Source organism: Pseudomonas sp. LjRoot277, assembly GCF_964253845.1.
Taxonomy (GTDB): Bacteria; Pseudomonadota; Gammaproteobacteria; order Pseudomonadales; family Pseudomonadaceae; genus Aquipseudomonas.
The window spans coordinates 1,082,030-1,105,106 of record NZ_CAXURI020000001.1 but is presented as its reverse complement, the minus strand read 5'-3'; the positions used below and the strand labels follow the sequence as shown (position 1 = coordinate 1,105,106).

At 59.2% G+C, this 23,077-nt stretch carries 21 protein-coding genes; 13 read left to right on the top strand and 8 right to left on the bottom strand.

Annotation, left to right across the window (positions count from 1 at the left end; translation table 11 throughout):
* Positions 1-172 precede the first annotated feature (172 nt).
* The 7 genes from panD to ACSQ87_RS05215 all read left to right on the top strand — a co-directional run bounded on the left by panD (position 173) and on the right by ACSQ87_RS05215 (position 10,061).
* Complete coding sequence (panD, locus tag ACSQ87_RS05245) at positions 173-553, top strand: aspartate 1-decarboxylase (RefSeq protein WP_003228271.1); 381 nt, start codon at positions 173-175, stop codon at positions 551-553.
* Positions 554-782: 229 nt separating this feature from the next.
* A complete protein-coding gene (pgi, locus tag ACSQ87_RS05240; RefSeq protein ID WP_223433349.1) occupies positions 783-2,447 on the top strand; it encodes a glucose-6-phosphate isomerase in 1,665 nt (554 codons plus the stop codon).
* Between the two features lie 174 nt (positions 2,448-2,621).
* Positions 2,622-4,559, top strand: coding sequence for an acetate--CoA ligase (gene acs, locus ACSQ87_RS05235; RefSeq protein ID WP_223433601.1), 1,938 nt, complete (start codon positions 2,622-2,624; stop codon positions 4,557-4,559).
* A gap of 65 nt (positions 4,560-4,624) precedes the next feature.
* Complete coding sequence (locus ACSQ87_RS05230; RefSeq protein ID WP_436273479.1) at positions 4,625-5,497, top strand: oxygenase MpaB family protein; 873 nt, start codon at positions 4,625-4,627, stop codon at positions 5,495-5,497.
* A gap of 206 nt (positions 5,498-5,703) precedes the next feature.
* Entirely contained in the window at positions 5,704-6,720 is a 1,017-nt protein-coding gene (locus tag ACSQ87_RS05225) for a class I SAM-dependent rRNA methyltransferase (RefSeq protein WP_223433603.1), read from the top strand.
* Positions 6,721-6,813: 93 nt separating this feature from the next.
* Positions 6,814-9,765: a DUF748 domain-containing protein gene (locus tag ACSQ87_RS05220; RefSeq protein WP_436273478.1), complete on the top strand. Its 2,952-nt coding sequence runs from the start codon at positions 6,814-6,816 to the stop codon at positions 9,763-9,765.
* Positions 9,765-10,061: a DUF2845 domain-containing protein gene (locus ACSQ87_RS05215; protein WP_123367810.1), complete on the top strand. Its 297-nt coding sequence runs from the start codon at positions 9,765-9,767 to the stop codon at positions 10,059-10,061. Before ACSQ87_RS05220 ends, ACSQ87_RS05215 begins: the two co-directional genes overlap by 1 nt.
* Before the next feature lie 301 nt (positions 10,062-10,362).
* Here the strand turns inward: ACSQ87_RS05215 and ACSQ87_RS05210 are convergent, their stop codons facing one another.
* Positions 10,363-10,716: a BON domain-containing protein gene (locus tag ACSQ87_RS05210; protein WP_223433605.1), complete on the bottom strand. Its 354-nt coding sequence runs from the start codon at positions 10,714-10,716 to the stop codon at positions 10,363-10,365.
* 318 nt (positions 10,717-11,034) lie between these two features.
* Positions 11,035-11,451: a pilin gene (locus ACSQ87_RS05205; RefSeq protein WP_436273477.1), complete on the bottom strand. Its 417-nt coding sequence runs from the start codon at positions 11,449-11,451 to the stop codon at positions 11,035-11,037.
* A 227-nt stretch (positions 11,452-11,678) separates the two neighbouring features.
* Here ACSQ87_RS05205 and pilB point away from each other — a divergent pair, with 227 nt between their 5' ends.
* The 5 genes from pilB to yacG are packed head-to-tail and all read left to right on the top strand — an operon-like array spanning position 11,679 to position 16,290.
* Positions 11,679-13,379, top strand: coding sequence for a type IV-A pilus assembly ATPase PilB (pilB, locus tag ACSQ87_RS05200; protein ID WP_223433607.1), 1,701 nt, complete (start codon positions 11,679-11,681; stop codon positions 13,377-13,379).
* Between the two features lie 2 nt (positions 13,380-13,381).
* Positions 13,382-14,599, top strand: coding sequence for a type II secretion system F family protein (locus tag ACSQ87_RS05195; RefSeq protein WP_223433608.1), 1,218 nt, complete (start codon positions 13,382-13,384; stop codon positions 14,597-14,599).
* A 1-nt stretch (position 14,600) separates the two neighbouring features.
* The gene (locus tag ACSQ87_RS05190) at positions 14,601-15,473 is read left to right on the top strand and encodes a prepilin peptidase (RefSeq protein WP_223433609.1); all 873 of its coding nucleotides are present in this window, start codon (positions 14,601-14,603) and stop codon (positions 15,471-15,473) included.
* Positions 15,470-16,093 (top strand): dephospho-CoA kinase, encoded by a 624-nt coding sequence (gene coaE, locus ACSQ87_RS05185; protein ID WP_223433610.1) that lies wholly within the window; start codon positions 15,470-15,472, stop codon positions 16,091-16,093. Before ACSQ87_RS05190 ends, coaE begins: the two co-directional genes overlap by 4 nt.
* Positions 16,090-16,290, top strand: coding sequence for a DNA gyrase inhibitor YacG (gene yacG / locus ACSQ87_RS05180; RefSeq protein WP_046049370.1), 201 nt, complete (start codon positions 16,090-16,092; stop codon positions 16,288-16,290). Before coaE ends, yacG begins: the two co-directional genes overlap by 4 nt.
* A 3-nt stretch (positions 16,291-16,293) precedes the next feature.
* Here the strand turns inward: yacG and ACSQ87_RS05175 are convergent, their stop codons facing one another.
* Both ACSQ87_RS05175 and ACSQ87_RS05170 read right to left on the bottom strand, forming a co-directional pair.
* A complete protein-coding gene (locus tag ACSQ87_RS05175; protein ID WP_033054332.1) occupies positions 16,294-16,509 on the bottom strand; it encodes a hypothetical protein in 216 nt (71 codons plus the stop codon).
* A gap of 63 nt (positions 16,510-16,572) precedes the next feature.
* Complete coding sequence (locus tag ACSQ87_RS05170; RefSeq protein ID WP_436273476.1) at positions 16,573-17,262, bottom strand: energy-coupling factor ABC transporter permease; 690 nt, start codon at positions 17,260-17,262, stop codon at positions 16,573-16,575.
* Positions 17,263-18,177: 915 nt separating this feature from the next.
* Between ACSQ87_RS05170 and ACSQ87_RS05165 the strand changes: the two genes are divergently transcribed.
* Entirely contained in the window at positions 18,178-18,420 is a 243-nt protein-coding gene (locus tag ACSQ87_RS05165) for a DUF2790 domain-containing protein (protein ID WP_223431633.1), read from the top strand.
* An 18-nt stretch (positions 18,421-18,438) separates the two neighbouring features.
* Here ACSQ87_RS05165 and ACSQ87_RS05160 read toward each other — a convergent pair whose 3' ends face one another.
* From ACSQ87_RS05160 to ACSQ87_RS05145, 4 genes are all read right to left on the bottom strand, one after another.
* Entirely contained in the window at positions 18,439-18,888 is a 450-nt protein-coding gene (locus ACSQ87_RS05160) for a methyl-accepting chemotaxis protein (protein WP_436275081.1), read from the bottom strand.
* 194 nt (positions 18,889-19,082) lie between these two features.
* Positions 19,083-20,351: an OprD family porin gene (locus ACSQ87_RS05155; protein ID WP_436273475.1), complete on the bottom strand. Its 1,269-nt coding sequence runs from the start codon at positions 20,349-20,351 to the stop codon at positions 19,083-19,085.
* 17 nt (positions 20,352-20,368) lie between these two features.
* Complete coding sequence (locus ACSQ87_RS05150; RefSeq protein ID WP_436273474.1) at positions 20,369-21,589, bottom strand: benzoate/H(+) symporter BenE family transporter; 1,221 nt, start codon at positions 21,587-21,589, stop codon at positions 20,369-20,371.
* Positions 21,586-22,953, bottom strand: a complete 1,368-nt coding sequence (locus ACSQ87_RS05145; RefSeq protein WP_436273473.1) for an aromatic acid/H+ symport family MFS transporter — start codon at positions 22,951-22,953, stop codon at positions 21,586-21,588. The genes ACSQ87_RS05150 and ACSQ87_RS05145 overlap by 4 nt, the downstream gene beginning before the upstream one ends.
* Positions 22,954-23,077 lie beyond the last annotated feature (124 nt).

The following is a 23,077-nucleotide window of genomic DNA, read 5'->3' as shown; positions in this document are numbered from 1 at the left end:
GGCTTGCTCGCGACTGCGGTGGATCAGTAGGCATCAATGCTGAATGACACACCGCTTTCGCGAGCAAGCCCGCTCCCACATTGGGTCGGCGGTGACTCCAAACACCGTATTGCTGGCCCTCAAGCCTTTGGGCACAATGCCCGCCGTTCGATTCCGACCTGGGGAAACACTCATGCACGCCATCATGCTCAAGGCCAAGCTGCATCGCGCCGAAGTCACCCACGCTGTACTCGATTACGAAGGTTCTTGCGCCATCGACGGCGAATGGCTGGACCTGTCTGGCATCCGTGAGTACGAACAGATCCAGATCTACAACGTCGACAATGGTGAACGCTTCACCACCTACGCGATTCGTGGCGAAGAAGGTTCGCGCATGATCTCGGTCAACGGTGCCGCAGCGCACAAGGCCAAGGTCGGTGATCGCGTGATCATCTGTGCATACGCCCACTACAGCGAAGCCGAGCTGCTCAACTTCAAGCCACGCATGCTCTACATGGCGCCAGGTAATGAACTGAGCCATACCAGCAATGCCATTCCGGTTCAGGTTGCCTGATCCAGTCTTAGCCCCTCCCCCTTCCGTTTGTCGGACCGTTCCCTGCTCGATGTATAAAAAAGTACCGGGAACGGGTCAGACAAAGTCAAGACAGATCGCAGCGCGAGGTTTACTGTATTCGCCCTGTGTCATGAAATCGTGTCGACGCAGTTGACCGGACGCCCACCCACAGCGCTCCGGTACTTTTAGTGTTCAAAAGGCCGTTCAAGTAAAAAGGAAACCCGCAGCGATGGCGTATTACCGCACCCCTCAAGACGTTACCGCTCTGCCCGCCTGGCAAGCGTTGAATGACCACCGCCAAGCCATGCAAGATTTCAGCATGCGCGAAGCCTTTAATGCCGATCCGCAGCGTTTTACCCAATTCACCCTCAGCAGCTGCGGCCTGTTTCTCGACTACTCGAAGAACCTGATCAACGCTCAGACCCGCGATCTGCTGGTGGGCCTGGCCAACGAAGTCGACCTCCAGGGCGCGATCAAAGCGCTGTTCGAAGGCGAAATCGTCAACTCCTCCGAAGGTCGTCCGGCCTTGCACACCGCCCTGCGCCGTCCGGTCGGCGACAAGCTGAAGGTCAACGGCGTCAACGTGATGCCGGAAGTGCACAAGGTCCTGAACCAGATCACCGACCTCGTGGGCCGTATCCACGACGGTTTGTGGCGTGGTTACTCCGAGAAGCCGATCACTGACGTGGTGAACATCGGCATCGGTGGCTCGTTCCTCGGCCCGGAGCTGGTCTCCGAAGCGCTGCTGTCCTACGCCCAGAAAGGCGTGCGCTGCCATTACCTGGCGAACATCGACGGCAGTGAGTTCCACGAACTGACCATGAAATTGCGCGCCGAAACCACGCTGTTCATCGTTTCGTCGAAATCTTTCAACACCCTCGAAACCCTGAAGAATGCCCAGGCCGCACGCGCCTGGTACCTGGCTCAGGGTGGTTCTGAAGCCGAGCTGTATCGTCACTTCATCGCCGTCTCCAGCAACAATGCAGCGGCTGTGGCATTCGGGATCCGCGAAGAAAACATCTTCCCGATGTGGGACTGGGTTGGCGGCCGTTACTCGCTGTGGTCGGCCATCGGTTTGCCAATCGCGCTGGCCATCGGCATGTCGAACTTCAAGGAACTGCTGTCCGGTGCCTACACCATGGACCAGCATTTCCAGAGCGCACCGTTCGATCAGAACATGCCGGTGCTGCTGGCCCTGCTCGGCGTGTGGTACGGAAATTTCTGGGGCGCGCAAAGCCACGCGATCCTGCCGTACGACCACTACCTGCGCAACATCACCAAGCATTTGCAACAGCTGGATATGGAATCCAACGGCAAGAGCGTGCGTCAGGACGGCACTCCGGTCTCCACTGACACCGGCCCGGTGATCTGGGGTGGCGTGGGCTGCAACGGTCAGCATGCGTATCACCAGTTGCTGCACCAGGGCACTCAACTGATCCCGGCCGACTTCATCGTGCCGATCGTCAGCTTCAACCCGGTGTCCGACCACCACCAGTGGCTGTACGCCAACTGCCTGTCGCAAAGCCAGGCGCTGATGCTGGGCAAGACCCTTGCCGAGGCCGAAGCCGAGTTGCGCGACAAAGGCATGAGCGAAGAAGAGGTGCAAAAAATCGCGCCTCACAAGGTGATCCCGGGCAACCGTCCGAGCAATACGTTGGTGGTCGAACGCATCAGCCCGCGTCGTCTAGGCGCATTGGTGGCGATGTACGAACACAAAGTCTTCGTGCAAAGCGTGATCTGGGGCATCAACGCCTTCGACCAGTGGGGCGTGGAGCTGGGTAAAGAGTTGGGCAAAGGCGTCTACAACCGCCTGGTCGGCAGCGAAGAAACCCCGGCTGACGATGCTTCGACCCAAGGCCTGATCAACTACTTCCGCGGCCGTCACCGCGGCTAACCCTGTGGGAGCGGGCTTGCTCGCGAAGGCAGTTTGTCATTCAGCATTTATGTCGACTGACCCACCGCCTTCGCGAGCAAGCCCGCTCCCACATTGGTTTTGTGTCTGGCTTGAACCCTTTCGCTACTCGGCGCATCTTTATTACTTGTCGCAAAACAAGAATAAGGAACCGTCATGTTCGATATCAGCACGTTCCCCCAAGCCGATGCCGTCCGCCGGGCTGCACAATTAAGTCAAGACGACTACAAGCGCCTGTACCGCCAGTCCATCGAACATCCCAGCACCTTCTGGGCCGAACAGGCCACACGCTTTCTCGACTGGAGTAAGCCGTGGGATACCGTCCAGCGCTATAACCTGAAAACCGGTGAGGCGAGCTGGTTCGCCGGCGGAAAGTTGAATGTCAGTTACAACTGCATCGACCGTCACCTGGAAAAGCGCGGCGATCAAATCGCGATCATCTGGGAAGGCGACGACCCCGCCGAATCCGCGCAGATCAGCTACAAAAAACTTCATCACAACGTCTGTCGCCTGGCCAACGTGCTCAAAAGCCGTGGCGTGAAGAAAGGCGACCGCGTGTGCATCTACATGCCGATGATCCCCGAAGCTGCCTACGCCATGCTCGCCTGCACGCGCATTGGTGCGGTGCATTCGGTGGTGTTCGGTGGTTTCTCTCCGGACTCTGTGCGTGACCGGATTCTCGATGCCGACTGCCACACCGTGATCACCGCCGATGAAGGCGTGCGCGGCGGTAAAGTCGTGCCGCTCAAGCAGAAAGTCGACAAGGCGCTGCACAGTTGCCCGAACGTCAGCACCGTCATCGTGGTCGAGCGCACCCAAGGCGAAGTGGACTGGGTCGAGGGCCGGGACATCTGGTATCACCAGGCGCTGCGCGACGTCAGCGACGATTGCCCGCCTGAACCGATGGACGCCGAGGACCCGCTGTTTATCCTCTACACCTCCGGCAGCACCGGCAAACCCAAAGGCGTGCTGCACACCACCGGCGGCTATCTGCTACAAGCGGCGATGACCTTCAAGTACGTGCTCGACTACCGCGACGACGAAGTTTTCTGGTGCACCGCCGATGTCGGCTGGGTCACCGGCCACAGTTACATCGTCTACGGTCCGCTGGCCAACGGCGCGACCACGCTGATCTTCGAAGGCGTACCGAGCTACCCGAGCGGCTCGCGCTTCTGGCAGGTGATCGACAAGCACCATGTGAACATTTTCTATACCGCCCCGACCGCCCTGCGTTCCCTGATGCGTGAAGGCCCCGAACCGTTGAAGGAAACCTCCCGCGCAAGCCTCAGATTACTCGGCACTGTCGGTGAGCCGATCAACCCGGAAGCGTGGGAGTGGTACTTCAATGCCGTCGGCGAACAGCGTTGTCCGATCGTCGATACCTGGTGGCAGACCGAAACCGGGGGCATCATGCTCAGCCCTCTGGTCAGCGCTCAACGAATCAAACCCGGCTGCGCCACGCAACCAATGTTCGGCGTGCAACCGGTGCTGCTCGATGAAGTGGGCAAGGAAATCAAAGGCGCCGGCAGCGGCGTGCTGGCGATCAAGTCCAGCTGGCCGGCGCAGATCCGCAGCGTCTACGGCGACCCGCAACGAATGGTCGACACCTACTTCAAGCCCTACCCCGGTTACTACTTCACCGGCGACGGCGCACGGCGCGATGAGGACGGCGATTACTGGATCACCGGGCGCATTGACGACGTGATCAACGTCTCCGGGCACCGCATCGGCACCGCGGAAGTGGAAAGCGCGCTCGTGCTGCACGACAGCATCGCCGAAGCGGCGGTGGTCGGTTACCCCCACGACGTCAAGGGCCAGGGCATCTACGCCTTCGTCACCCCCATGAACGGCACCGAACCCAGTGACGAACTGAAGAAAGCACTGCTCGCTCACGTCAGCGAGGAAATCGGCAGCTTCGCCAAACCGGACCTGATCCAGTGGGCGCCGGCCTTGCCGAAAACCCGTTCGGGCAAGATCATGCGGCGCATTCTGCGCAAGATCGCCTGCAACGAACTGGACAGCCTGGGCGACACCTCGACCCTGGCCGACCCGAGCGTGGTCCAGGAGTTGGTCGATAAACGCCTGAACCAATAATCGCTTGTTTCAAAAGCCTGCGCGGCCGTTAATGGCCGCGCCTCCTTTTCCGCCACTGAGTCGCCATGGAATTCATCCGAACCCGTATCGAAACCCAGATCATGAGCCTGACCGGTCTGTCGCTGGGCAAGCTCGACCTGGAAAACCCCAAGGGCGATCCCGGCCTGTTCGGCCCCGATTCGGTGAGCTGGCAAGTGCATGGTGACTTCAGCAGCATGCTGATCGGCGGCATCAGCGCCCTGATGCTGCAGGCACTGCATCCACTGGCCCTGGCCGGGGTCTGGGACCATTCGAATTTTCGCGAGGACATGCTCGGCCGACTGCGCCGCACCGGGCAGTTCATTTCCGGCACCACCTTCGGTTCGCGAAAGGACGCCGACTGGCTGATCGAGAAAGTCCGCACCATCCACCTGCAAGTGACCGGCACGGCACCAGATGGCCGGCCCTACGCCGCCAGCGATCCCGATCTGTTGACCTGGGTGCACGTGGCCGAAGTCAGCAACTTCCTCGCGGCCCATTTGCGTTACCGCAATCCGAACCTTTCCCTTGCTGATCAGGACCGTTACTACGCGGAAATCGCGCTGGTCGCCGAACGGCTCGGCGCCCGTGACGTGCCGCGTTCGCGGCAGGAAATTGCCGATTACCTTGAACGCATTCGCCCACAGCTACTGTGCGATGAGCGCAGTCGAGAGGTGTTACGGCTGTTGTTGAACGCCCCGTCCCCCAGCCGTTTGGCCAGACCTTTCGGCGGTTTGATGATGAAGGCCGGGATCGACCTGCTGCCGGACTGGGCCAGTGACATGCTTGGCGTCAGCCAGAGCCCGCTGCAACGCAAGCTGATCCGCGCCAGCGTCAATCGCAGCGTGCCGATGCTGCGCTGGGCGGTGCGTAACGGCTCGGCGCACCGGGCCAAACGACGGATGGGTTTGCTCACCTGAGCTCAGGCCCTACACAAAATAACGCTGAATGTCGGTTATCTGTGGCGAGGGAGCTTGCTCCCGCTGGGCTGCGAAGCGGCCCCATAACCTCTGTACTTGTCGAAGATTTTGCGAGCGCTTCGCACTCGAGCGGGAGCAAGCTCCCTCGCCACAGGTGCAATGCTGTTAAACTCCCGCGCCAAATTCCCTCCTGCAAGGCGCCCAGCATGTCTTCCTTGAATCAGGCGCTGCGCGCCGCCCTCGATCGTCGCCAAGACCTGCTGGCCGAACTGCATCAGCAAGGCACCGATTGCTATCGCCTGTTCCACGGCAGCCAGGAAGGCGCCGGCGGCCTGACGATCGACCGCTACGGCCCGCAATTGCTGGTGCAAAGCTTTCACCAGTCGCTGGAACGAGATGCGCTGCTGCAACTGCATGACACCATCAATCAGCACCTGGGCCTCGAAACGCTGCTGGTCTACAACGATCGCTCCCGTGGCAACTCGCGCATTGACCGTGAAGACACCGTCTACCGCGCCGACGAAGCCGCCCTGCAAGACTTGATCGGTCACGAATGGGGCTTGAATTACCGGGTTCGCGGCCGTCACGCCGGCCAGGATCCGCTGCTGTTCCTCGACCTGCGCAACACGCGCGGCTGGGTCAAACAGCACAGTAAAAACAAAAGTGTGCTGAACCTGTTCGCCTACACCTGTGGCGTCGGCCTGAGTGCTGCGGCCGGTGGCGCGAGCGAAGTCTGCAACCTCGACTTCGCTGAAGGCAACCTGGCTGTCGGCCGTGAGAACGGCCTGCTCAATCCGCAGTTGCCGACCATGGACTTCATCCAGTCCGACTACTTCCCGGCCATCCGCCAGTTGGCCGGCCTGCCGATCAGCCTGCGCCGCGGGCAAAAACTGCCGAGCTATCAGCGTCTGGAACAGCGTCAGTACGACCTGGTGCTGCTGGATCCGCCAGCCTGGGCCAAGAGCGCTTTCGGCACCGTCGACTTGCTGCGCGACTATCAAAGCCTGCTGAAGCCGGCATTGCTGACCACCGCCGACAATGGCGTGCTGATCTGCTGCAACAACCTGGCAAAAGTCAGCATGGACGATTGGCGTGAGCAGGTTTTGCGTTGTGCAGAGAAAGCCGGTCGTCCAGTTCGTGAATGGACAGTGATGAAACCGGGCGGCGATTTTCCGTCAATGGATGAGCAGCCGCCGCTAAAAACCCTGATTCTGCAACTCTGAGATTTGTCCGGAAAATCAGATAATTCCTATAAAGCTTGATCACTTCGGAACCGGAAACGCGTGCCATACTCCAACGCACTCCGATTCAGACAGATGAAGCCACACATGCCCAAAGGATTGATTCGCGCTATTGGCGCTCTGTTGACCGCTCTAGCCCTCTACAGCCTGCTGGGGTTTCTGATTTTTCCGGGCATCGCGTTGCGGGTGGCCAATCAACAATTGGCCAATTACGCAACGACGCCCGCGACGATTCAGAGGATCGAACTCAACCCGTTCAGCCTTGAAGTGACCCTGTGGGGCCTGATCATCGGCGAGCCGGGCAAGGAGCAGGTCGGCTTCGAGCGACTGTATGCAAACTTGCAGATCGACAGCCTCTGGACCAAGGCGCTGCACCTGTCCGATATCGAAATAGACAAACCCAAGACCGAAATCCTCTTCGGCAAGGACGGCAAGCTCAATCTGCTTGGCCTGTTCAAAATCCCCGCCAGTGAACCGACCCCGGCCGACCCGAACGCCAAACCGTTCCCGTTGCGCATCGAGCGGATCAAACTGGCCGGCGGTGTCGTGCACTTCCAGGATCAACGCCCCAGCGAACCCATCGAATTCCTCTACGACAAACTCGACTTCGAACTGAAAAACCTCAGTACCCTGCCTGAAGACAGTGCCGACATGACCTTGGTGGCCATCGGCCCGGCAGGTGGACAGATCGACTGGACCGGCAATTTCAGCCTGATCCCGATCGCCTCCGAAGGTAAGCTGAAGATCACCGATGGCAAGATGAAATCCTTTTGGCCCTATGTGCGTGACGCGGTGCCACTGGTGCTTGAAGACGGCGTCCTCAGCCTGAGCACCGACTACAAACTGAACCTGGCCAAGGAGACCGAGCTGCTGTTGAGCAACGTCGCCGTCAGCATCGCGCCGTTTGCGATCAAAGCACCAGACGGTCGACCGCTGGCGAAGCTTGAGCGGCTGGACATCAGTGACACCACCGTGGACCTGGCCAAGCAGCAAGTGGTCGTCGGCAAGATCCGCAGCCAGAAACTGGAAACCTGGGCCGCCCTCGAAGCCGACGGGCAACTCGATTGGCAGAAACTGTTCGCCAGCCAACCGTCCAAAGAAGCCGTCAAAGCCAAGGCCGAGCCGGCCAGCACGCCGGCAGCCGCCGATTCACCGAAACCCGAACCGACGCCACCGAGCAAGCCATGGCAAGTGCTGCTCAAAGACGTGCAACTGCGCAATTACCAAGTGCATCTGGCTGACCGCAAGGCGCAACCCGCCGTAGCGCTGGATGTCGGCCCGTTGAACCTGGACCTGCAGAATTTCGATAGCCTCAATGGCTCGCCTTTTAACCTCAAGCTCGATACGGGCGTGGGCAAGCAAGGCAAGATCACGGCAGACGGTATCGTCAATCTCGCCCCGGTCAGCGCCAGGTTAAACGTACAAACCAAGGACATCGACCTGCGCGTCGCCCAGTCCTACATCACCCCGTTCATTCGCCTGGAACTGCGCAGCGGCATGCTCGGCAGTGATCTGGCGGTCGATCTGAAAAGCACCGAGCCGCTGGCATTCAGCGTCACCGGCCGTGCTCAGGTCGATCAACTGCATACCCTCGACACCCTCAAAACCCGCGACTTCCTCAAGTGGCAGCAGTTGGTGCTTGAAGGCCTGAACTATCAGCACGGCGACAGCCTGTCGATCGACAAGGTCAACCTGTTCCAGCCTTATGCGCGCTTCATGATCAACGATGACCGCACCACCAATATCGATGATCTGCTGATTCCGCAACCGCCCGACTCAGGCGCCAAAACTGCTGAGGCCAAACCTGCCAGCAAGGAAAAACCGCTGGGCATCCACATTGGCGGCATTGCCATCAATGACGGCTCGGCCAACTTCGCCGACTTCAGCCTGACCCCGAATTTCGCCACGGCCATTCAACAGCTCAATGGGCAAATTGGCACCATCGACAGCCGTCAGGCGAAACCGGCCAGCGTCGATATCAAAGGCAAGGTCGACCGTTATGCACCGGTCACCATCAAGGGCTCCGTCAACCCGTTCGACCCGATGGCCAGCCTCGACATCGCCACCAGTTTCAAACGTGTTGAACTGACCACGCTCACGCCCTACTCCGGCAAGTTCGCCGGTTACCGCATCCGCAAGGGCCGCCTCAATCTCGACCTGCATTACAAGATCACCAACGGCCAACTCCTGGCCGAAAACAAAGTGGTGGTCGAGCAGCTGCAACTGGGTGAAAAGGTCGACAGCCCAGACGCCGTGAGCCTGCCGCTGAAGCTGGCGATCGCGTTGCTCAAGGATGTCGACGGCAAGATTTCCATCGAGCTGCCGGTGAGCGGCGACCTGAACAACCCGCAATTCAGTGTCATGCCTATCATCTGGCAGACCCTGCGCAACCTGATCGTGAAGGCCGCCGCGGCGCCCTTCAAAATGATTGGCGGGCTGGTCAGTGGCGGTGGTTCAGAAGATTTGGGCACTGTGTCGTTCGCCCCAGGCTCAAGCGACCTGAGCAAGGATGCCGAGGGTTCGCTGGTGAAACTGTCCCAGGCCCTCAAGGAACGTCCGGCCCTGCGCCTGGAAATCGAAGGCACGGCGGCTGCAAGCAGTGATGGCCCGCTGATCGCCGAGCAACGTCTGGAGCGGGAATTCCAGTACAACTACTACAAAATGCTCCAGCGTCGCGGTGACAAGGTGCCGGCTCAGGCTTCATTGCTGGAAGTACCGGATAACGAGAAAGGTCCGCTGCTGGAAGGGATCTATCGCACGCGCCTGAAGACGCAGCCACCCGCCGAATGGAAGGATCTTGGCAAGGAAGAACGCACGGTAAAAATGCGCGAAGGCGTGATCAAGTTCTGGAGTTCCAGCGACGTGCTGTTGCGTCAGTTGGGTCAGGAACGCGCCAGCAGCATCAAGGACTATCTGGTCGACAAGGGTCAGTTGGCCGATGACCGCGTGTACTTCATCGACGCTAACCTCGGCGAGGCGGAAAGTGACGGTCGGGTGGTTACGCCACTGCATCTGGACGCCGAGTGATGGGCGCGAAATGGCTGATGAGCCTGGCTCTGGCGATGGCCGCCAGTCAGGCCTCGGCAGCCGATACCCTGCGCTGCGGCAGTCAATTGGTCAGTGTCGGGGACAGGTCCAGCGAAGTGTTGCAGAAATGCGGAGAACCGGTCAGCCGTGATCTGTTGGGCTACAAGCGCAGCGCTAACCGACGGGAAGAGTTTCAAGTCGAGGAATGGACCTACGGGCCCAACGGCGGGATGTACCAGTACCTGCGTTTTGAAGGTAATCGTTTGAAGCAGATCACCAGCAAGCGCGGTAACTGAACCCACCACAACCCTAATGTGGGAGCGGCGGTGCGACGATTCGACTTGCTCGCGAATGCGGACTCACATACAACATTGATGTGGACTGACACACCGCTTTCGCGAGCAAGTCGAATCGTCGCACCGCCGCTCCCACATTTTGTTTTGCGTCGCTCAAAAATAGAACAGGCCCCTGACACGAATGCCGGGGCCTGTAATGGCCACATCCTTATGGCCTTTCGCATGAACTCTCCTGAGGCGGCAGACGTATTGCTCGGCCCGTCTGCCGCGCCTTCTCCCAGTCCAGGCGAGAAGCCTTGCCTTACTCGGCTTTCAGGCCGTCAGCGGAGACCGCTTTGACGCCTTTGATTTTCTTGGTGATCGCCACGGCGGTGGCTTTCTGAGCGTCAGTTACCGCAACGGTAGACGACAGAGACACTACGCCTTTGTTGGTTTCGACTTTGATGTCGGTACCAGGAATGCCTTTTTCAGTCACCAGGTCTGTTTTGACTTTGGTGGTGATCCAGGTATCGGAAACATCCTCTTTCGCTTCAGTAACCTCACCAGCGGCCAGCATCATAGGTGCTTGAGTGGCTTGGGTTTGAGCAAATGCAGCGTTGGCCATGGTCAGGGTCAGCGCGGTAGCAGTAGCGGCAGCGATAGCGAACTTCTTCATACGAGTAACTCCTGTTTTTCATAAAGTCTGCTGCGTGTCTTGTCAGCAGGGTTACTGGAGATATTGCGAACGCTATGCCAACTTTGAGACAGACAATAAATACATATAAATCAATAGCTTATAAAAACACCTGATTTTCGGATTCATGCAAAATGCATGACTTCAAAATTATCGACATGCAAGTTGCGGGTTTTACCGCAGGCCTAAGGCCATGAATTGTCGGGATTTTCTTGTTTTTCGAAATTGGAGGGTGTCCTTCTAACAAAAAGCCCCGCTTTTCAGGGCGGGGCTTTGCCTTTCAAGAAAACTGCCGAGCAGTTATGTTGCCGAACCGGTGCAACCTTTAGGCAAGAAGTCCTGCTGAGCGTTGCTGGTGCAAACCCAGCCAGTCGTCGAGCGCGTCAGCGTGACCGTCTTGCCTAAAACCGGTGCAGGCGCGTTAACGATCGTACAAACAATGGTCCCAGCACCATCCGTGGCTGTACCGGACGCTGTCACCGTGCAGTTTGAAGTTGTGGCAGCCCCACCAATTGCCGCCACATTCGCCGGACTGGTCCCGTTATTCATAAGTTCTTCAAATGGCACTTTCAACGCCGAAATCTCTGCCAGGCCAGCGGTGACCTTGGCCTTCGCTTGATATTTGGAGTACATCGGCAACGCAAACGTCGCCAGAATCCCGATGATCGCCACCACGATCAGCAGCTCGATCAGGGTAAAACCTTTTTGAGTCTTCATAGACAAGCTCCATGCATGAGTCGAAATCTCATGATCTGAACTAGCCGCAGCACAGCCCATGCCAAAGCGCCGCGCCCCCTGTTGGCGGGGACGTGAGGCGAGTGCAACGCCCTTTCCTACCCCCAGAATCCGCACTATCTGACACTTTTTGTCACCTGAACGCCGCTGGTTTGGTTCCTTCCCTTGACTAGGCTATAAGTCATGAACTGTCTGCGTCCGGTATCCCAATGAATGACATCGCCCTTAGCGGTCTGGCCAAGCAATTGGTCCTGGCCGAGCTGCTCACTGACAAAAGCGCGCAACAGGCGTATCAGCAAGCCCAACGCAACAAAATATCCCTGGTCAGTTATCTGGTGCAGAACACACTGGTGAAGAGTCGCCAGGTCGCCGAGATCGCTTCGGAACACTTCGGCATGGCCTTGCTCGACCTCAACTGTCTGGACAAGGAAACCCAACCCAAGGGTCTGGTCAGCGAGAAGCTGATTCGCCAGCACCACGCCCTGCCCCTCTGGCGGCGCGGCAACAAATTATTTGTGGGCGTTTCCGACCCGACCAATCATCAAGCCATCAATGACATCCAGTTCAGTACCGGGCTGAATACCGAAGCCATCCTGGTGGAGGAAGACAAGCTCAGCGACGCCATCGAAAAATTCTTCGACACCCAAGGCACCGGCCTGGAAGACATGGCCGACGTTGACCTCGATGGCGTGGACATCGAGTCGATCGATGACAACAAGCAAGACGCCATCGCCGGACAGGATGCCGATGACGCGCCCGTGGTGCGCTTCGTCCACAAGATGCTGCTGGATGCGATCAAAAGCGGCTCTTCCGACCTGCATTTCGAGCCCTACGAAAAAACCTACCGCGTGCGGATGCGCACCGACGGTATCTTGCGTGAAGTCGCCAAGCCACCGATTCACCTGGCCAATCGCATCGCCGCGCGGCTGAAAGTCATGGCCAGCCTCGACATCTCCGAACGGCGTCGGCCTCAAGACGGGCGGATCAAGATGCGCCTGTCCAAGAGCAAATCCATCGACTTTCGGGTCAATACCCTGCCGACCCTGTGGGGCGAGAAAGTGGTGATCCGGATCCTCGACCCGTCCAGCGCTCAAATGGGCATCGACGCCCTCGGCTATGAGCCCGATCAGAAAGACCTGTACATGGCCGCCCTCAAGCAGCCACAGGGGATGATTCTGGTGACCGGGCCCACCGGCTCGGGCAAGACCGTGTCGCTCTACACCGGGCTGAACATTCTCAACACCGTGGACATCAACATCTCCACCGCCGAAGACCCGGTTGAGATCAACATGGAGGGCATCAACCAGGTCAGCGTCAATCCCAAACAGGGAATGGATTTCGCCCAGGCGCTGCGCTCGTTTCTGCGTCAGGACCCGGACGTGATCATGGTCGGCGAGATCCGCGACCTCGAAACCGCCGAAATCGCCATTAAAGCCGCCCAGACCGGACACCTGGTGCTGTCGACCCTGCACACCAACAGCGCCGCCGAAACCCTGACTCGCCTGCACAACATGGGCATTGCGGGTTTCAACATTGCCACCTCGATCAGCCTGATCATTGCCCAGCGCCTGGCACGCAAGTTGTGCAGCCAGTGCAAGAAACCCATCGATATTCCCCGGGAGGCGCTGCTCAGGGAAGGCTTCCCCGAGGAACGCATCGGCTCATTCACGATCTATGAGCCTGTCGGTTGCGATCAGTGCAACGGCGGTTACAAAGGCCGAGTCGGGATTTACGAAGTGGTGAAGAACACACAGGACCTGCAACGGCTGATCATGGCCGAAGGCAATTCACTGGAAATCGACAGTCAAATGCGTAAAGACGGCTTCAACGACCTGCGCACGTCAGGCTTGCTCAAGGCCATGCAAGGCATCACCAGCCTTGAAGAAATCAACCGGGTCACCAAGGACTGAATATGGCGGTCAAAGCAGCAAAAATCAGCGTCTATGCCTGGGAAGGCACAGACCGCAAAGGCACCAAAATGACGGGCGAATTGAGCGGTCAGAATCCGGCGTTGATCAAGGCCCAATTGCGCAAGCAGGGCATCACCCCCGGCAAGGTACGCAAGAAGTCCACCTCGATTTTCAACCTGGGCAAGCGCATCAAGGCCCAGGACATCGCCCTGTTCACCCGGCAGATGGCGACCATGATGAAGGCCGGCGTACCGCTGTTGCAGTCTTTCGACATCATCGGTGAAGGCTTCGATAACCCGGCCATGCGCACACTGATTGACGAGGTGAAACAGGAAGTCGCGGCGGGTAACAGCTTCGCCGCCTCCCTGCGCAAAAAGCCTCAGTATTTCGATGAGCTCTACTGCAACCTGGTCGATGCTGGCGAGCAGGCCGGTGCCCTCGATACCCTGCTGGAGAGAGTGGCGACCTATAAGGAAAAAAGCGAAAGCCTCAAGGCCAAGATCAAGAAAGCCATGACCTACCCACTGGCAGTGGTGTTCGTCGCGATCATTGTGACCGGGATTCTGCTGGTCAAAGTGGTGCCGCAGTTCGAATCGGTGTTCAAAGGGTTTGGTGCCGAATTGCCAGCCTTCACGGTGATGGTCATCGGCCTCTCGGAGTTCATGCAGGACTGGTGGTGGGCGATGCTCGGCGTGCTGATCGCGGCCATCTTCGGTGTGCGCCACGCGTTTAAAACGTCGCAAACCTTTCGGGATCGAATGGACACCTGGCTGCTGAAATTGCCGCTGATTGGCACGCTGATGTACAAATCCGCCGTGGCCCGTTACGCCCGCACGCTGTCGACTACCTTTGCGGCAGGTGTGCCACTGGTGGAAGCCCTGGATTCGGTGGCCGGCGCTACCGGCAACATCGTGTTCAAGCGCGCGGTGCTGCGCATCAAGCAGGACGTATCCACTGGGATGCAACTGAACTTCTCCATGCGTGCCTCCGGCATTTTTCCGAATATGGCGATCCAGATGACCGCGATTGGCGAAGAGTCCGGCGCGCTGGACGATATGCTCGACAAGGTCGCGAGCTTCTATGAGGACGAAGTGGACAACATGGTCGATAACCTCACCAGTCTGATGGAGCCGTTCATTATGGTGGTGCTGGGTGTTATCGTCGGTGGCCTGGTGGTTGCAATGTACCTGCCCATCTTCCAACTCGGCACAGCGATCTGACATGCCCTTGAACGACATTCTGACCCTCCACCCATTGACCTTCGTGATCGCAGCCCTGTTGGTCGGCCTGCTGATTGGCAGCTTTCTCAATGTGGTGGTCTGGCGCCTGCCAAAAATGCTTGACCGCGAATGGCGTGAGGAGGCCCGTGAAGTGTTGGGCTTGCCAGGCGAAACACCACTGCCAACCTTCAACCTGATGCTGCCCCATTCCCAGTGCCCACATTGCGGCCATCGAATCCGCGCCTGGGAAAACATTCCGTTGCTCAGTTATCTGTTTTTACGGGGGCGATGCTCGAACTGCGCAGCAGCCATCAGCAAGCGCTACCCGCTGACCGAACTGGCCTGCGGACTGCTCTCGGCGTTCATCGCCTGGCATTTCGGTTTCGGCTGGCAAGCCTGCATGGCGCTGCTGCTGAGCTGGGGGTTGCTGACCATGAGCCTGATCGATGCCGAGCATCAACTGCTACCGGATGTGCTGGTGCTGCCGCTGATATGGCTGGGGCTGATCATCAACAGTTTCGGGCTCTTCGTGTCCCTGCATGAAGCGTTGTGGGGCGCGGTGGCCGGTTATATGGCGCTGTGGTCGGTGTTCTGGCTGTTCAAGCTGATCACCGGCAAGGAAGGCATGGGCCACGGTGATTTCAAGCTGTTAGCGATGTTCGGCGCCTGGGGCGGCTGGCAGATCCTGCCTCTGACCATCCTGTTATCGTCGATGGTGGGCGCCGTTGTCGGCGTGATTTTGCTGCGTTTGCGCAATGCGAAAACCTCCACACCGATCCCCTTCGGACCCTATCTGGCAATTGCCGGCTGGATTGCCTTGCTCTGGGGTGGTCAAATAACCGGCTTCTATTGGCAGTTTGTCGGTTTGAAATGAATACCCCTGTGGAAAAACCCTGGATTCTCGGCCTGACCGGCGGCATCGGCAGCGGCAAAAGCGCGGCTGCCCAGCACTTCATCGACTTGGGCGTACACGTGGTGGATGCCGATCATGCGGCACGTTGGGTGGTGGAGCCGGGGCGCCCGGCGCTGGCCAAAATCGCCGAACACTTCGGTCCCGGCGTATTGCAAGCCGACGGACAACTGGATCGCGCGGCGTTGCGCAAACTGATCTTCGAAGTGCCAGACGAACGCCGCTGGCTCGAAGCGTTGCTGCATCCGTTGATCGCCAAGGAAATCGCCGATCATCTGGCCAAGGCACAATCGCCTTACGCGATTCTGGTTTCGCCGCTGCTGATCGAGTCCGGGCAGTACGCCACGACCCAACGGGTTCTGGTGATCGATGCCCCGGAACACCTACAGATCGAGCGCACCCTGCAGCGTGACCAGACCAGCGAGCAACAGGTCCAGGCGATCCTCAAGGCCCAGTCCAGCCGACAGGACCGCGTAAGCCACGCCGACGATGTGGTGGTCAACGACCGCGACCTCGCCTGGCTGCACAGCGAGGTCGAACGCCTGCATCACTTTTACCTTACTTTGCGTGGAGGCCAGTCATGAGCCAAATCCCAACCGTCGATTGCCCAACCTGCGGCGCCCCTGTTGAATGGAGCCCAGAAAGCAAATTCCGGCCATTCTGTTCGGACCGTTGCAAGCTGATTGACCTGGGCGCCTGGGCGTCGGAAGAACACAAGATTCCGGTCAGCCCGGATGCCGAAGACGACCTGTTCAGCGAAGACTTCGAGCCGCGTCACTGATCTTCAAGGCCGCATAAAACCGTAGTCCTGGCTGTCATCGAGGTTTTCCGCGAGAAAACGCAACTCATCGGCCAGGTCTTCGGCGCTGCGCACCGCCTTGCTCTGTTGCACCACTGCACTGAGCAAGGCGCGCAGGCTCAACCCCGGATCAAACCCCACTTCCTGCGCCCCATCCAGACTCTGACGCAACTCCTGCCTTGCCCATTCGTAGACACTCATTTCGATGCTCCTGAAGGTTTTCCAGAGCATGGATTCGTGAGCGTTTTTTGCCTTTGATGTGGATCAAGATTTGGGATCGTCGTCTTTCCAAGGGGCCGAAAGGTAGCGCGTGCGATTGAACGTCTCCAGCCACTCGGGACAGAAAACCACCAGCGCGCTGACCACCATGCCGTTGATGAACGCTTCCGGGAAAATCAGCAGCCACAGATATCCGGCAAAATCTTCCAGCCAATAGGGCATGGCAAATCGTTCATCGAACCACAGCAACCACAGCGCCAACAGCAGGCATAGCAATGCCGACAGCGCCGCTGCAAAAAATCCGGACACGAAGATATACACAAAGGGATTACGCGGTTGCGCTCGCTCCACCAGGATCGCGCAGCACTCGGTGACCAGCACCGGCAGCAGAATCAGCAGCGCGCCGTTGACCCCCATCGCCGCCAGATCCTGCCGCCCGAGCAGCACTAGTCCCGCTTGCGCGACCAACCCGCCGACAATCGCCAGCGGCCAGTCGAGCAACAGGGTCACGGCGGTCATGCCGATAAAGTGGTAGGACACGCCGGTGTCGAAGTCTTGTCGCACCAGCCAAAGCATGAACAGCGCGAACACCGTACCGAACAACAGATGCTGACGGCGACTGTCGCTGAACAGTTCGACCCACGGTGCTCGCGCAACGGCCCAGATCAGCACCGGCACATAGATCAACCAACCCGCCGTGAGGGTTTCGGGTGACAGTAACTCGGCGCCGATCATGGCTGGGCACACTCCCTTGTCTTGCCGAAAGAGAACAGGCCTTCAGTCTACACCGCCCCTCGAACGCCCTTCGGCTTCAGGCCGGCACACACATTTGTGGCGAGAGGGTTTGCTCTGGGGGGCGCTCTACTATTGGGGTACATATCCGGTTCTGCGGTAACGGCTGATTACGGTTTCGCTTTTACAGCGAGTCACTTGGAAAAGCCCCAAGTAACCAAGGGCTTCTGCCCCTCCATTCGGTGCCTCGCCTAGGCTCGGCATGCCCTCACTCCGGCATTGCTCCGGGGGCCCGCCGCCATCGGCCATCCATGGCCGGGGGCGGCTACCGCGGCATCCTTGCCGCGGTGCCCCCTGCGCAACGCCTGCGTTCGGCCTCTGGGAAAGGGGCAACAGATCAAAATCAAAAGCAACGGCAACGGCAAGATCAACAGCTTCGCGAGCAAGCTCGCTCCCACATAAAGCAGATCGGCGTATAGCTTTTGCTTCTCACCACTCAACAGGCCGAGCGTTAGCTCGCCTGCAGCTTTTGATCTTGATGCACCGCACCCTCGAGAGGCCGAGTGGAGGTTCTGCGCAGTGGGCAACCCGGCATGGATGCCGGGTTAGCCGCCCCCGGCCATGGATGGCCGATGGCGGCGGGCCCACGGAGCAGGACCGGAGCGAGGGCATGCCGAGCCTAAGCGAGGCACCGAACGACAGGGGCAAGAGCCCTTTGGTTACTTTGGGGCTTTTCCAAAGTGACTCGCTGTAAAAGCGAAACCGCCAGCCGCCCTTACCGAAAAAACGGATATGTACCCGATCAAAGACCCAGCGATTGTTACGTTTTCTGTAAGGCTGAATCAAACCCAGGCCCCTTTATCGATCGCGGGCAAAGACTAGAATTCAGACATCGGAACCCACACGGAGCACAGAAAAATGAAAACCCTGATCAGCCTGTTTCTGACCGTTGTCGCCACCTCGGCCATGGCCGCCGGCAACGAGCCAGCTGCCACCCTTTACAACCCGGCACAGCCGCTGGACATCGCCGAAGTGGTTTCAGTGTCGAACACCGCGACCGCCTGCGGGGTTGTGCCGGCGGCCATGGAGTATGTCGATCATCAAGGCCAGACCCATCGCGTGACGTACGAAGTCATGGGTGATTGCACGAGCAACCTGTAATCACTGGCACTGCACGACTCACACGATCATTCGTTTCGCCTGCAAGGCCAGATCATGCAGGCCGGCCAGGCGCGCCATGATGCGTTCGACCACCTCGACCCTGACAACCGCACCGGTTTGCAGTTCGCCCATCGAGTGCAAGGCCACCCCGGCCTTTTCCAGGCCCAGACGGGTGGAGCCGGACAACTGCTGAAGACCTTTGCGTGCCTGTTCAGCGGACTGTTCCAGCCCCGTCGCGATTTGCCGGATCTGCGCACTGGAGTCCGCTGCCTGACGCGAGAGATTGCGCACCTCATCGGCCACCACCGCAAACCCTCGGCCATGGCTGCCCGCCCTCGCCGCCTCAATGGCTGCGTTCAACGCCAACAGGTTGGTCTGACGGGAAATGTCCTGGATGCTGCCGACAATCGCGCCGATGCGCATCGACTGACTGCCGAGCTCGTCGAACACTTGATCCAGACGCTGCATGTAGAGGTTCAGATCTTCCAGCACACTGGCCGAAGACTGCATGCTCAGCGCACTCGCCTTCACCCGCTCACCTGCCGTGCGCGCCAGTTGATTGGCAAAGCGCATGTCTTCCTCGGTTTGCAGCACGGACTCGGTCAACTGCTCCAGCTTGACCTGCAAGCCGATTTTGTAAGTGGGTTGTTCTTTTTCAGGGTTCATAGCAGCGTCCATGTGTAGCTGAGGATCAAGCGGTTTTCGTCGATATCACTGCGGTAGTTGGAGCGAGCCATCGCGTTGCGCACGCGAATCCCGAGGCCTTTGAGGCTGCCGCTCTGCAGCACATAGCCGATGTCTAGATCACGCTCGCGGTCCTTGCCCTCGAACCCTTTGCCGGTATCGACATTGTTGCCGGTGATGTAGCGCACCGTGCTGGTCAGCCCCGGCACGCCGAGGGCCGCAAAATCGTAGTCGTAACGCGCCTGCCAGGAGCGCTCATCGGTGTAGGCGAACTCGTAGGTCGGCACCTCGTTACCCAGTGGGCTGATGTTGGCAAACACTCGCGGGAAGGCGCTGTCGCCGAACATGCCCTGATAGCCGACATAGAACGTGTGGCCGCCACGCTTGGCCGACAGCAAGGAGAAGAACGCCTGGTTGTCGATGTTGCCCAGCAGCTTTTTGCCGTCTTCGCGCGAATCGTAATACCCGAGGTTGGCGCCCAGGATCCAGTTACCGAGTGGCTCGCTGTGCTTGAGGCCGAGAAAACGCTGGTTGTAGATATCTTCCAGTTGCCCGAACCAGGCGCTGACCGAGCTGCGTTTATCGTTGAAGGCGTAATCGGCGCCGGCAAAGTTGAAGCCATCGCTGCTGACCTGACGCTGCGGTACGTGACCGAGCATGGCTTGCATCTTTTCGTCGCCAGCCTCGTTGCGCAGGCTGGTGGAATTCAAATGGCCACCCTGCATAGTCAGGCCATTGATCTCGTTCGAGCTGATGCTCGCGCCCTGATAGCTGGGTGGCAGCAAACGGATATCGCTGAAGGCCAGCACTGGCAAATTGGGTTGCAGTTCACCCACCTTCAGTTCGGTTTTGGAGAAACGCATCTTCAACGCGCCTTCCAGTCGGCTGTAATCATTCGCCGCGCGCCCGTCACCCTGCACCGGCAGCAAACCGGTATTGACCCGGTCCGGGCTGCTGTCGAGTTTGAGGCCGAGCAGGCCAATGACATCCACACCAAAACCGACGGGGCCTTGGGTATAACCGGATTTGACGTTGAGGATGAAGCCCTGCGCCCACTCTTCGGCCTTCGATTGTTGGTTGGCCCCGACGATGTCGGAAAAGTCCCGGCTGAAGTAGTAATTGCGCGCTTGCAAGGTGGCGGTGGTGTCTTCGATGAACCCGCCCTCGGCCGCCATCGCACCGGCGGAGAAACTCGAGACGACAGCCATGGACAACACTGAACCGGTTGTTGGAAGAATCTGTTTCATCGTTTTTTCTCTTATTTTTATTGATCGACAGGTTGAAGTGCTTCAGCCGCAGCGGATTCGCGGCGGGGAACGGGACGACGGGCGTTTAACAACAAATGGGTGACCATGCCGAAAATCAGCCCCCAAAAGGCGGCGGACAAACCCAACAACGACATGCCCGACGCGGTGGTCAGAAAAGTCACCAGCGCGGCTTCGCGATCACTCGGCACGGCCATTGCGCCAGCCAACGCCCCGGCAATCGCAGCGAACAGCGCCAGCCCGGCCAAGGCTGCGATCAGTTCTTTGGGGAACGCCGAAAACAGTGAAACCAGGGTGGCGCCGAAGATCCCCAACACCAGGTAACACAGCCCACCCACAACCCCGGCCACATAGCGTTTGCCGGGATTTTCATGGGCCTCGCGCCCGGTACAAATCGCCGCGGTGATGGCTGCCAGATTCAACCCATGGCAACCGAACGGCGCCAACAGCGCCGTGCCCACCGCACTGCTGGCGATGATCGGGCCGGCCGGTGTTACGTAACCGCTGGCGCGCAACACCGCCATGCCGGGAACGAACTGTCCGGTCAGCGCCACCATCACCAGCGGCAAGGCGATATTCAGGGTTGCGCTCAGGCTGAACGCGGGCGTGATCCACACCGGCGTGGCCAACCCGATCACCAACGCCTCGCTGTGTAAATCACCGGCGAGAACAGCCATCGAGCAGCCCACCAGCAGCACCATCAACACCGCATAACGCGGCATCACCCGTTTGCAGATCAGGTACGTGACAAACATCGCCAGCACCAGCGCCGGTTTGCCCTGCAACGAGACGAACAACCCAGTACCGAAGCTGAACAGAATCCCCGCCAGCATCGCTGCCGCAATCGCCGCCGGCAGTTTGCTGATGATCCGGTCAAACGCCCCCGACACCCCGACCAGAAAGATAATCAGGCTGCTGACCAGATACGCGCCTACTGCTTCCGGCATGGAGATCCCCGGCAACAGCGCCACCAGCAAGGCCGAACCCGGCGCCGACCACGCGATGATCACCGGGACGCGGTAACGCAGGCTCAGACCGATGCCAAGCACGGCGCTGCCGATGGAAATCGCCCAGACCCAGGAAGACAACACCTCACGCGAGAGGTGTGCGGTCTCGGCGGCCTGAAAGATGATCACCAACGGGCCTGCGTAGGAAATCACCGTGGCGATAAAACCGGCGACTGCCGCAGACAGGGAAAAATCCCGGACGAACGTTTTCATGAAGCTTCGCCAACAGACCCGTCGGGCGAACCATGGCTCAGGCCCGACAGCACTTGCTTGTTACTGCGCCGACTGCTGATGGCGAACACGGTCATGGCGATGGCGGCCACCGCACCGGGCAAGGCAAAGGCCATGAAGTTCAGTTGCAGCGGCAGGCTGATCCCGAGCAACGCACCGCCCAGCAGCGGTCCGACGATGGCGCCGTTGCGCCCGATACCCGAGGCCCAGCCCAAACCGGTGGAGCGAATGGTCATGGAGTAGAACTGCGCGGCGCAGGCGTACAAAAGAATCTGCGAGCCAATGGTGGTGGCGCCGGCAATGGCGATCAGCAGGTACAACAGCGGCATCGGGCTGTTGAAACCCAGCAAGGTGATCGACACCGCAGCCACGGCAAAGAACACCGCCAACACCCGCGGCAGGTTGAGCTTGTCACCCAGCACACCGCCGCCGACCGCGCCGAAAATGGCACCGAAGTTGAGCACCAGCAGGAACGACAGACTCGAGCCCAGGCTGTAACCGGCGTTGGCCATCAGTTTCGGCAGCCAGGAACTCAAGGCGTAGACCATCAGCAGGCAGCAGAAAAACGCCAGCCACAACATCAGCGTGCGCAGCGCACGACCTTCGCGAAACAGTTGCAACACCGGGGTGCCGGTGCCCTTCACTTCACTCATGTGCAGCTGATCGCCGGTTTGCGCGACGTAAGCCGGGTCAACCCGCTGCAGGATGTTGCGCGCCTCTTCATTGCGCCCCTGGCGCAGCATGAAACCCACCGACTCGGGCAGGAAGTACATGATCAACGGCAACAACAGCAGCGGCAGCACGGCCACGTAAAACACCGATTGCCAGCCAAAACTCGGGATCAGCACGATACCGAGCCCCGCCGAGAGCATGCCGCCCACCGAGTAGCCGCTGAACATGATCGCCACCAGCGTGCTGCGGATTTTCTTCGGCGCGTACTCGTTCATCAGCGCCACGACGTTAGGCATCACCCCGCCAATGCCCAGGCCAGCAATGAACCGGCAGAGGCCAAACTCGGTGGGGTTGCGGGCAAAACCATTGAGCACGGTAAAACCGCTGAACAGCATCACGCAGATCGTGATGGCTTTTTTGCGGCCGATCCTGTCCGACAGCGGGCCGAAGAACAGCGCGCCGAACATCATCCCGAACAGTGCATAGCTGCCCAGTGCGCCCGCTTGCAGGGGACTGAGCCCCCACTCTTTCATCAGCATCGGCAGCACAACGCCGTAGATCACCAAATCGTAACCGTCGAAAATGATGATCAGGGCACACCAGAACAGCACCATCCAGTGAAAGCGGTTGAATCGTGCGTTGTCGATAACCTCATGTACGTCGATCTTGCGCATGGCATTTATCTCTTGTTGTTATTTTTTTAAGAGCGTCGGCAACACGGCTAACGTCCGTACAGCCGAGGGTAGAGGCGCCAGGCGCGGGGCAATATCCGCTTTGCGCAGATCGCTATCCGTTTTG